The organism is Vicinamibacterales bacterium (assembly GCA_036504215.1).
Lineage (GTDB): Bacteria > Acidobacteriota > Vicinamibacteria > Vicinamibacterales > Fen-181 > FEN-299.
The window spans coordinates 1-11,330 of sequence record DASXVO010000064.1 but is presented as its reverse complement, the minus strand read 5'-3'; the positions used below and the strand labels follow the sequence as shown (position 1 = coordinate 11,330).

9 protein-coding genes are annotated in these 11,330 nt (G+C 64.9%); 3 read left to right on the top strand and 6 right to left on the bottom strand.

The window, feature by feature from the left end:
- Nucleotides 1-669, bottom strand: a 669-nt coding sequence (locus tag VGK32_18865; GenBank protein HEY3383829.1) for a hypothetical protein, incomplete at its 3' end; no start/stop codon positions are given.
- Between the two features lie 113 nt (nt 670-782).
- Here VGK32_18865 and VGK32_18860 point away from each other — a divergent pair.
- Both VGK32_18860 and VGK32_18855 read left to right on the top strand, forming a co-directional pair.
- Nucleotides 783-2,168, top strand: coding sequence for a glycosyltransferase (locus VGK32_18860; protein HEY3383828.1), 1,386 nt, complete (start codon nt 783-785; stop codon nt 2,166-2,168).
- Nucleotides 2,165-3,067, top strand: coding sequence for an SDR family oxidoreductase (locus VGK32_18855; GenBank protein ID HEY3383827.1), 903 nt, complete (start codon nt 2,165-2,167; stop codon nt 3,065-3,067). The genes VGK32_18860 and VGK32_18855 overlap by 4 nt, the downstream gene beginning before the upstream one ends.
- A 189-nt stretch (nt 3,068-3,256) precedes the next feature.
- Here VGK32_18855 and VGK32_18850 read toward each other — a convergent pair whose 3' ends face one another.
- A complete protein-coding gene (locus tag VGK32_18850; GenBank protein ID HEY3383826.1) occupies nt 3,257-4,174 on the bottom strand; it encodes an NAD-dependent epimerase/dehydratase family protein in 918 nt (305 codons plus the stop codon).
- Nucleotides 4,149-5,405 carry a glycosyltransferase family 4 protein gene (locus tag VGK32_18845; protein HEY3383825.1) on the bottom strand — a complete coding sequence of 419 codons (1,257 nt, stop codon included), beginning with the start codon at nt 5,403-5,405 and terminating at the stop codon, nt 4,149-4,151. Before VGK32_18845 ends, VGK32_18850 begins: the two co-directional genes overlap by 26 nt.
- A 694-nt stretch (nt 5,406-6,099) precedes the next feature.
- Here VGK32_18845 and VGK32_18840 point away from each other — a divergent pair.
- Complete coding sequence (locus VGK32_18840) at nt 6,100-7,485, top strand: polysaccharide biosynthesis C-terminal domain-containing protein (protein ID HEY3383824.1); 1,386 nt, start codon at nt 6,100-6,102, stop codon at nt 7,483-7,485.
- A gap of 253 nt (nt 7,486-7,738) precedes the next feature.
- Here VGK32_18840 and VGK32_18835 read toward each other — a convergent pair whose 3' ends face one another.
- The 3 genes from VGK32_18835 to rfbC form a co-directional block, all read right to left on the bottom strand.
- Nucleotides 7,739-9,004 (bottom strand): hypothetical protein, encoded by a 1,266-nt coding sequence (locus tag VGK32_18835; GenBank protein ID HEY3383823.1) that lies wholly within the window; start codon nt 9,002-9,004, stop codon nt 7,739-7,741.
- A gap of 56 nt (nt 9,005-9,060) precedes the next feature.
- A complete protein-coding gene (locus tag VGK32_18830) occupies nt 9,061-10,434 on the bottom strand; it encodes a hypothetical protein (GenBank protein ID HEY3383822.1) in 1,374 nt (457 codons plus the stop codon).
- A gap of 437 nt (nt 10,435-10,871) precedes the next feature.
- Nucleotides 10,872-11,330 (bottom strand): dTDP-4-dehydrorhamnose 3,5-epimerase (rfbC, locus tag VGK32_18825; protein HEY3383821.1); only part of this gene is annotated, 459 nt, incomplete at its 5' end.

Sequence of the window (11,330 nt, the reverse complement as noted above, 5' to 3'; positions counted from 1 at the left end):
CGGGATGCTGACCATCGCCCCGGTCTTCGTGGCCGGGTCGACGCTCAGCACGAGCAGCGTGTCCGTGAGCGCGTGGGTGCGGGTGGCGGTCGAGTCGACGCCGGTGAGCAGGATCGTGATGCGCGAAGACCCGGGGGCGGCGGTCTCCTCCGGCGTCGTCGGCATGGGAGATCCCGTCGGAGCCGTGGCCGATGCGTCGGCGGGCGTCGGATCCGTGTCGGGAAGCGGGAGGTCACCACCCACGCTGCCCACGAAGATGTGACTGCTCGCGTCATAGAACGACCAGGCCAGGTACCCCGCGTAGCCGTGCACCCCCACGACCACTGCCGCCAGCAGCGCGAGCACCCCCGCGGCAACGGCGACCCTTGATCCCGCCCGCCGCGCGAACAGCCACACGTCCACCATGGCCAGCAGCCGCCAGAGCCCGAGCAGGATGCCGAGCACCAGGACGGTCTGCGCAAACGCCGGGTCGAACAGGTCCAGGGCCATGCCCCGCAGGCCGCGCTGCGCAAGCCCCAGGATCACGTAGGCGAGGACGGCAACCATCGGCAGCGCATATATCAGCGCTGGACGGTACCGCCGCTGGTAAGCGTGCCCGAGTCCGGGCCAGATGAACGACAGCGTGACCGCAGCAGTCGCCGATCGGCCGGGAACGCGCGTCGAAGTCATGCCTGACGAGTTCCCCCACGTGCCGACGCGGCCCTCCGGCCGCGGTGACGTGAAAGTATCGCATCGCCTGAAAGGGTGCCGGTGCCGGGTGGCCCGGGTGACGTCCAGGCCCAATGGCCCTGCTGTGGCGCGGCGCCCTGCAAGGGTGCCGCTTAGGGGCGCCGCCTCCGGCGGCGGCTCTCGTCGCCGAACAGTCTGACCGAGACCGCCTGGGCCAAGTTCAACCCGCCAGGCGCCGCTCCCACGGGCCGCTGAGCTCGCGAAGGCCCCGCGGTCCGCGTGCCGGTGGCGAACCACCCACCACGGGTACACTCGGGTCGATGACCCCGCGACAGCCCCGGGAGGCGTTCCTAGATCGGCCGCTTCGCATCGGCCTCATGGGAACTCGAGGGATTCCGGCCAGCTACGGCGGTTTTGAGACCTTCTACGAGCATCTCGCGCCGCGATTGGCAGCGCGCGGACATCACGTGGCCGTCTATAACCGGCCGCATGTGACAGGGCACACAGATCTGGCTTGGTACCGGGGCGTCAGGCTGCACCACATCCCGTCAATCCGGACGAAGCACCTCGATACCATCTCGCACACGACGATCAGTGTGCTCCACGGCGCGCTCCAGCGGTTTGACATCGTCTACGTGTGCGGGGTCGGCAACACGTCTCTCGCTTGGGTACCGCGGCTGTTCGGTGCGGCCGTTGTACTGAACGTGGATAGCGCCGACTGGAAGCGAGCCAAGTGGGGAGGCATTGCGTCGCGATACCTGCGCGGGGTCGAGCGGCTGACTGCCGTCGCCGCGAACGTCGTGGTCGCTGATAACCCCGTCATCCGCGACCGCTACCTAGTTCAATACGGTATCGAGGCGGTCTACTCGCCGTACGGTGCATCGTTCACCCCGGACGCTGGAACGGAGGCACTTGACACGTTCGGTCTAGTCCCGGACCGCTACGTGCTATGGGTTGGCCGTCTCGAACCGGAGACTCGCGTCGAGGAGCTCATTGCGGCGTTCCGGCTCGCGCTGCCGAACGAGATGCGCCTCGTCATCGTCGGCGATGCCCCATTTGCTGGGGGATACCGGGATCGCCTCCACGGATTGGGCGGACCCGATGTCATCTTCACGGGGTACCAGTACGGTGCCGCATACCGCCAGCTCACCACGCACGCGTTCGCCTACGTTCAAACTTCGCCGACCTCGGGGACCAGCCCGGCGCTTCTGGAACAGATGGCCGCCGGCAATGCCGTGATCGTCCGTGGAACTGAGACGAACCGTGCCGTCATCGCAGACGCTGGACTGTCATACGATCCCGAGGATCCGGTCGATGGACTGGCAGACTGCCTCAGGCTCCTGCAGGATGCGCCTCGTCGTGCCGTTCTCCGGTCGCACGCCCAAGCTCGCGCAGAGCGAGAGTACAACTGGGACCGGATTACCGACGATTACGAGGTGATGTTCACCCGGTTCGCAAGACGACGACATGGCAGCAAGAGGGTTTCGACCAGACGATGAAGGTCTTGATCACGGGAAGCGCCGGAATGCTGGGCAGCGCCATGTACCCGGCCTTCGTCCGAGCCGGTCACGAGGTCGTGGCCACGGATCTCGAGCCACGCCCAGTTGATGGCTTAGAGATGGGAACGCTTGACGTCCGCGATGCTGCAGCCGTGCGCAAGCTGGTGGACGTGGTGCGGCCCGCCCTGGTACTGCATCTCGCCGCCGAGACGGATCTCGAGGCGTGCGAACGAGATCCGGATCACGCATACCGTACCAACACCCTGGGGACGGAGTTCGTCGCGCTCGCGTGCAGGGCGCGCGGTACGCCGCTGGTGTACATCAGCACCGCGGGCGTCTTCGATGGAACAAAGGATGGCGCATACACCGAGCTGGATAGGGCGAACCCCATCAACGTGTATGGGCGCTCCAAGTACGAAGGGGAGCTTGTCGCGATGCGCCTGATGCCCGAGTCATACGTGGTGCGTGCAGGGTGGATGATCGGCGGCGGCGATCGCGATCACAAGTTCGTGCACAAGATCGGCGAACAGTTGCGTGCCGGAGCGACGACAATCCACGCGGTCGAGGATAAGCTCGGAACGCCGACCTACACTCGGGACTTCGCAGCGAATCTTCTGGAGCTCGTGGAGACGGGGTTCTATGGCCGCTATCACATGGCCTGTCGCGGGGAGGGAAGTCGGTACGACGTAGCCCTTGAGATCGTGCGCCATTCCGGCCGCTCTGATGTTCATGTGGTGGCCGTCGACTCCGCGCACTTCTCGGAGACGTACTCCGCCCCGCGTCCTCGCAGCGAGATCATGCGCAACTACATGCTGGATCTCCACGGCCTGAACCGGATGCGGGCGTGGCAGGTGGCGCTCCGCGAGTACCTCGACGAGTCAGCAGTCGGCCTGGCCTAGGAGGCCGCTTCACCTCTCAGCCAGACGACGACCAAACACGGGTGGCGCTGCGGAGGTCGGGGTGATGTCGGCGACGATCTGCTCACTGCGCCAGCGCCTCCTGGAACACCTCTCCCTTGCGATGCGCGGCGAGGCAACCGGAGCCTGAACACGCGGTGTGCCGTCGCTGCTCGCCCAGTGGCCGGGTTGTCACGCATTGAGGGTGAGCAGCCAGCTCCACACGCGACGAATGCTCTCCTCGAGTGTCACGGACGGAGACCAGTCGAAGGTTCGCCTCGCGAGTTCACTGTCAAGGACGATCCTCTGCACATCGAAGGCCCGGCTTGGTTGGAAGGTGACGTTGGGCGGAACGCCGGTAACCAACTCGATGGTCGAGAGCACCTCGAGGATGGAGGTCCCGACCCCACTGCCCGCATTGAACACCCCGATGGCGTCGGAGCTGCCTGCCCGGACGCAAAGTGAAACCAAGTCGGTGATGTCAATGTAGTCTCGAACGACCGTTCCGTCGCCCCACACATGAATCTGGTCACCGTCGAGCAGCCGACGCAGGAACGTGGGAACGACGCCCTGAACGCCGATGTGCCCCTGGCGGGGGCCGACGGGGTTGGATGGACGAAGAACGACCGGTTCGATCGCGTACAGTTCCTGATACATCAACAGGTAGTTCTCGATCGCGACCTTCACAACTCCATACGAGCAAATCGGCCGCAACGGGTGTGTCTCGCGCACAGGAGACGCCGTGGTGTTCCCATAGACAGTTCCACCGGACGAGAGAAAAACAATCCGGCGCACGTCAAAGCGCACCATCTGGTCCAAAAGCTGCACCGCGGGCACGAGGTTCCCTTGGATGTCAGCCAACGGATCGAGGTTCGACGTGCTGGGTACCGACGTACTTACCAAGTGGTAGACGACGTCGATCCCGACCAGTGCCTCTGCGACCTCAGCGACGTCAACTAGAGACCCGAACCGGTAGTCGACACCTTTCAACGCCCCTCGTAGGCGGTCGGGCTGGCGGTCGAAGACGCGGACGCGGTGGCCGTCGGCGAGGAGCGCGTCGACAAGGTGGGATCCGATGAACCCACTACCCCCCAGTACCAACGCCCGCATCGAGCACCTCACTGTAGATCCCGAGCAACGTCTCAAGAAACCGCTCGTCGTTGAAGGTCGCGTCCGAGTACTCCTTCGCCGCTCGGCCGAGGCGAACGGTTCGGTCCGGGTCATCCCATAACGCCTGCATGGCGCGAGCGAGGGCGGCACGATCGCCGGAGTCATAGACGAGGCCAGTCCTGTCGTGGTCGACGAGCTCTGGCATGCCGCCTCGATCCGAGGCGATGACTGGCTTTCCAAACGCAAACGATTGGTTGATCACGTACGGATAATTCTCGTGCCACACCGATGGCACGATGAGGAAGCGGGACCTCGAGAGCAGCATGTCAAGATCATCACCCCACACCGCTCCAAGGAATTCGACGTTTGTCAATTCGAGCCGGGCAGCCTGCGCCCGCAGGGCTCCTTCCTCCGGGCCCGTACCCACGATCTTCACCCGCACTGAGGGGACGAGAGATGCGGCGTCGAGGAGTACATCGACTCCCTTTTCCTCGATCAGCCGTCCGACGAACAGGGCGTAGTCTTCGTATGCCGTTTCCAGGCGAAACTTGGTGCTGTCGAATGGGTTACGCAGCTGGCGCCAGCGGAACGAGCGGTTAGGCCAAAACTCCTGTGTCTCGTGTGCCATGAACTGGCTCGAGAACAAGAACGTGTGGACGAGGTCGTACACGCCCATAAGGTCGTGAGCGTATGCCTCGACGGAACTGGCAACGCTGACGGTCACCGAGTCCTTGCAGCAGCGATTGACGGTCGCGCTGTAGAACTTGCCGCCCTTGCAGTCCATGCAGATGTGACCGTGGTGGTACAGCTTGTAGTTCGGACAAATGTGCTTGTAGTCGTTGCATGACATCAGGATCGGAACTGCCGCTTCGTGAGCTGCAGCGAGGATCGAAGGAGTCAGATGCACATGGATGCCGAACACGTGCACCAAATCGGGCTTGAAGGTGCGGATCGCCTCAGCGAACTGTTCCTTGACGGAGCGCGAGTAGATCAATCGGCCGATCTGACTGAGTCGACCGATGAAGTTGCCACGCTCGTAGTCGGGAGGTGAGATAAGGAATGTGCGGAACCCGTCAGCTTTTGAGGGATCAGCCGATGTAGCGAAGTACGCGACCTCGTGGCCGTGCTGCTCGAGGGTGCGGCCCGTCTCGAAGAAGAAAACCTCCGCGCCGCCCCGTGTCTCGTAGAACTTATGGGCGAGTAGAACCCGCAATGCCCTGCCCTTTCCCATTCCGCATCCGCCCTCTTCGTCTTGGGCGTAACGGAAGTATGCCCGGACTCACGTTCTCGACCGTCCCGTGGGCAAGGAGCCACCAAGGCTGCCACGCCGTTGCACTCCGCCTTCTTTCACCATGTGCGCAATTGCTTTACTGTCCCACATCTTCTCCGCCATGGCGACTCTGAACGAGGCGACGTTGCTCGGACGGTTGCACTCGCGGTTCACGCGGGGCTCAGGACCAATCCCACTCCCCCAGGCAGCCGCGCAGAAACGGCGCTGGGACAGGATTGACCGGAGGTCGGCGTGCCGCCGCAAGACTGTATCGTCTCGCGGGAGTGCCGAGCGCTGCGGGGACGCCGGCCCGTAATGACAGGTGACACATCTTGCGTAGAACGGTCGGGCGTTGCCTTGCGGTCGAACCCCGACGCGATGGGGAGGGATGGCGCTTTGCGGGCGAGGGAGGCCGCGTCTGCGTCCTCAGCTGCCCCATGTCTCGCGAGCGCCGCCGGGCCTCGCGGGGTCGTGGCGGCGTCCGCCACGGCTGCCGACCGCCGTCGACGACCACATCATCGGAAGGCTATCGTGCGTCCAGGCCATGGCTGGAGCGGCAGATCGATGAACGGCCACGACCCACCGCATCCACGGGTTTCAGGAGCAAGACCAGCGGGAGTAGCCACCCCGAGATGCCCGTTGTCCTAAGCGTCCGATGATACGGGGCACGACCCTCCTGCTCGCAGCCCGGATTGTGTCGGCGATTTCGACGCTCGCCCTGTTGGCCCTCGTCGCGCGGAGGTTCGACTCGGCGACATTGGGTGCGCTGTCAATTGGGCTCACGCTGGGGGCGATCGCCATCTCGGCCGTCGAGCTCGGCAGCGGCGGCTTCCTTGTCCGGGAGGGAGCACGCGATCCTGAGGCGCTCCCATCCCGCCTAGGGGCGGTCATCGCTATCAGGGCCGCATCGGTCACCGCAACGCTACTGCTCCTGAGTCTGATCGCAGTCTGGGCCTTTCCGGAGAGCGCGGCCATCGTCTTCGTCGCGAGTGCCTCGATCGCGCTGCAGCAGCTCGCCGAGCTCGCCCGAGCGGTTGCGATCTCACAGCGGCGTTATGCCACAGCGTCCGTCCATTCGATCCTCGAAAACGTCGTGTGGCTTGGAGCCATCGGGATACTGGTGTTCGCCGGCTGGCCACTGGAGGGTGCTTTGCTGGTCGGCATGGTGTGGCTTGTTGCCTCGGCTGCCATCGGCGCGGTTCTGGTGAAACGGCAGCATATTGGCGTGGAGCGACCAGACGCGAGCGTCATGCGAGCCTTGCTGGTGGAACTGCGGCCGTTCGCGGCGCTTGACGTGTTGACAACGGCCACCGCCCGTGTCGACGTCCTCATCGTGGGGCTGCTGGCACCCGGCGGAATTGCGGCTGCAGGAGGCTACTTCGCCGCGGCTCGCCTCGTTGCTGCCGCGGAGTTTCTTCCCGAAGCCATCGGTCGCACCCTGCTGCCAGAGATGATCTCGAGACGCGAGAGCGCGACGGAGCATCTGGAGCGGACGGTCATGATGCTGGTCGCGATCGCCATTCCGTTTCCGGCGCTCGCGATCGCCGGTGGCGACGCGGTGATGGGGGAGCTTTTTGGTAGCGAATACGCGAGGCTCGGATGGCTCCTTGCGCTGCTCTGTCTCGCGCTTCCGTTCCGCTTTCCCTCGTCCGCCCTCGGCGTGTGTCTCACGAGCCTCGGCGCTCAAGGTCGCCGGGCAATCGTGATCGCGTCAGCTCTCGGCGTGACGATCGCCATCGACTTCGCGCTCATCCCCGCGATCGGCATCGCCGGAGCGGGGATCGCCTCGATCGTGAGCAGCGCGCTCGTCCTGCTTGTCTACTGGCTCGAGGTGAAGCGTCGGATCTCCGAGAGTCGCCTCGCGCGCGCATCTTCCATGCCCCTGATGGCAGGCGTCGTGGCCGCCGTCGCTGCAGTGCTGTTCCCTGCGATGGTCCCGACGCTTGGTCCAGTCGCCGGTGCGATCGTCTTCCTCTTCGTCTACGCCACTCTGGTGGCGTTGGGTGCCGCCAGAAGGGCACGTCACCGTGGCGCAGGATGAGCACTTCTATCCGTGCGCCGAAGACCAGTACGGCGCTGAACACGCCTACGAGCGGCAGCAGCGCAAATCCCTGCGGTATCGGCAGTTATCGCATCGCCCGGCCCGTGACGGGCGATGATCCGCCCGGGGTGAAACGGTCTGGTGGCGTGCGCGGAAACACCAAAAGTGACGAGGCGGCCACACCTGGCCGGAACCGCGTGAGTCTTGTTGCCAACCAGCGAGCTGTCGGAGTCTGCGGACTCATCAAGTCTTGTTATGGCGATTCGGGCAACAACCTTCGTCGCGCAGCTTCGACGGCCGCAGGATCGATGAAGGGTTGCCAGTCGTACTCGAGTGTGGGTCGGCCAAACCGGTCGATCGCAGAGAGATAGGATCGAGCTGTTATGCCGATCGCGCGCGTGTCGTCGGGCTGGACATCCAGTGCGAGGCGGGGGTCCGAGCGTAACGACTCTATGAGCCGAAGCTCGGCGAGCTCCGTCGCCCGCCACGTTCGGTGCTGGACAGCAGCGCCAGCGAACTGGCGCATATTCCCGAGGACCATAGGTACGATCAAGATCGCTATGAGTATGGATGCGGCTCGACGATTCGAAAGCCGCCCCCCGATCAGGCCGGAGATCGCGAGCCATACGAAAATGCTGCCCGCGTAAACGTACCCGGATCGCGCGCCGTACTCAACACCAAATTGACCACGGTGGATCGCCCGTAGGACTTGCTCGGCGGCCAGCGCGGCAATCGCCGCAACTGCGAGCGGATCCGGCCGGTAGCCGCGCCTGGCAAGGATCCCGCCGCCGATGAGCACGGCCGTCGCAAGCGCGATCCCCACGATCGCGAAGCGAGCAGGTGGAAGGCCGATGACGCCCGACAACGCCGCCCCAATACCGTATACGACGGAATAACCAGCGTCGAGTGCGCCGAGTCTGGGACCAGCCAACTGTCCGCTCTCTCGACCCCACGTGAAGAACCATGCGGCGTACACCGCAATCCCGGGCATCGCCGCCAACACGGTCGCCCCGTCGCGTCGGAGGATCCCCCAAAGTGCGACCAACCCCGCGAAGATCACGCCAAGGCCGGACGACGCAACGCCGAACACGAGGGCGATTGACGCGACCCTGCGCCTGCCTGTGTCGATCTGATCGATCGTCAGGAGGCCACTCACGATCGCGAACTGGAACTGGATCTGGAACGGTTGCAGCAGCACCTCGAAGCCACTCCCGAGGAAGATGACCGAGATCCCTGCAGCGAGCCCGAGGAAGACGCCGGATCGGCGGCTCACGGTCCGGTACAGGAGGAAGGCGATAGCGAAGTGCGCGGCCCAATCGACCAGCAAATACGGCACGTAAGTCCGCATCCCGAAAGCGGCGAGAAGGGCTTGGTAGACGACGACCGGGACTGCGACGAACGTGTCGAAAAACGGGGCCAGAAGGGACCGAGCCGTCGGATCAGGCCTGTCAAAGATGAAAGCCCACTCGTCCCACCAGAACATCAGCCACCGACCGACGTAGAGCAGCGCGCCGAGCATGACGAGGCTTGCGCCTGCCAGAACGAGCACAGGCCAGCGAGCGACGCGGCCGGGCATCATCCCTCCTCGCGGGTGGATACGAGATAGGGCACTAGCGCCACGGCGAATCCGATCCAGAGGGGGGCCGAGACCGTGCGGATTTCGAAGGCAGGCCCGAAGAAGGCGGCGACCGCGACGGCGACGCCGTAGCTGAATGCGAAGGCAACAGCCACGTCGCCGGACTTGCGAGTTCGTCCAGCAGCCAGACTGATCGCGCGGACGACGACGGCCAGGAACAACAGTGCAATCGGCATTCCGAACTGGATCACGAGCGACGCGTAGTTTGAGTCGTTCATGAATGCGACAGCGTATGCCCAGTCCATCCCATCCCGCTCGACATGGTTCGCGAGCGGCGTTTCAGGATCCGGGTTCACGTGGCTGCCGGGACCCAATCCCAAGACGGGATTCTGTGTCACGGACCATGGCGTTAGGTTGAGATTGAGGTACAAGCGGAAGTTGCCATTCGGATCTATCGACAGGGTGGAGGAGCCTTTGGAGGTGCTCACTGGGACTTCGGATGGGCTTGGTGAAAGTCCCCCAGCCGATGCTGCCTCGCCGGTGCCCGGGGGCGGGATCTCGGCGCCGCCCGCAGGCGGAGCGATGCGTGCGGGTGACAGGAGGACCAATAGGACGGCCGCCACCGCTGCGCCGCCGGCCACGAGGCGCGTCGGCCGGGTCATCGCTGTGATGAGCGCGATAGATGCGGCGGCTACCGCGAGCCCGAGCTCTGCCTGACGGCTTGCCGAAAGTGACAGGCACAGGAGTGCGACCGCAATCCCCATGCCGAGCCGCCACGTGAGACCTCGCGAAGTGGCTGCGATCAGGACCAGGGCGAGGGCCGTCATGAACATGCCATACCGGTCATAACGCCCCATCGTGCCGTCGATCGGCGTGAACGGACGACCCGACGTAAGGGTATCGAGCCATGACGGCAATCCCTCGGCGATGCCGAGGCCGGCCTGAATGGCACCGGCCGCCACCAATGCCAGACCGAACGCCCGCGGCGAGGCCCAGCTGGTGCTCCACCATCGCCAGATGAGAAACGCCATGACCATGTATCGAATCAGCACCCGAGCCGCATTAATCGACACGGTCGGCTCGATGCCTCGCGCCCAATTTGCCACCACCAACGCGACAACGATCGCGGCAGTGGCCCAGATAACCTTCGTCGGTCTCGCGGGCCGACTGCCGTCGAGAATCAGCGTCATGGCCGCGAGCAGCGCGACAGCAGCGTCCGGCAACAGACGTAGCACCCAGTAGGCGCCGCCGGGAATCGCTGAGAGGATCGCCGGCTCGAGCGGCAGGTAGAGGATGAGGGCAATTGCCGTGGCGGGTGCGAGGGCTGCCGCCGAGCGCCGCGGAGCTGCCAGCAGGAGGCCGTTGGCTGTCACTTCGGTCGCTCGTCAGAGGGAGAGATCTGTGGATACGCGCGCACCGGTGGGTGAGCTGGGCCGGGGATGGAGCCGAGCGCTCTCAGCGGTGCCCGCCTGCCTAGCGTGAAACCTGCGCTGATCATCTCGATGGTCGCGACACCGATATGGACCAGACCTACGACCAGCACCAGCAGCGACGCGAGCAGCCCGAGGAGTGGATAGGGAATGAGGACCCGCATGGCCTTCACGGCGCCACACATTGCTCGCCCGGGTAGGTGAACGAAACGGAGTCCCCGATCCCGGCTGACTTGTAGTGCATCTCCCCCACTCGGTCCATCGACGCGCCCGCGGCGCACGACGAGATGACGCTATGCGCCCGAAACCGCACCGGACAGAACCCAAGGTATCGGTCCCGCCGCTTGCGCACGGGGAATCGATGCTGTTTCCACGCTCGATCAACGGCCCCCGGGTGCCGCACGACGCAAGACGTCGGCCTCGGTGCGCTTGAGCCAGTCCGCCAATTTCTGCGCACCCGCGTCCTTCGCCGACAGGTTCGCCTCCCCGACGGGCCACTCGATCCCGATCGCCGGGTCATCCCACCTGATGCCCGACTCCGCGGCCGGGTTGTAGGTCGCCGTGCAGAAGTACTCGATCTCGGCGATATCGCTGAGGACGGCGAACCCGCGAGCGAACGAAGCCGGCGCCCAGAACAGGACCGGCTCCTCGCCGGACGCCTCGAGCGACACATGCTTGCCCAGCGTTGGTGAGCCCGGGCGGATGTCCACGGCGACCATGAACGCCCGGCCCGAGACCACCCGCATCAGCTTGCCCTGGGGGGGATCCCACTGGAAGTGCAGCCCGCGGATGACGCCGCGCTCGGAGCGCGACTGGTTCACCTGCTCGAACCGGGTCGG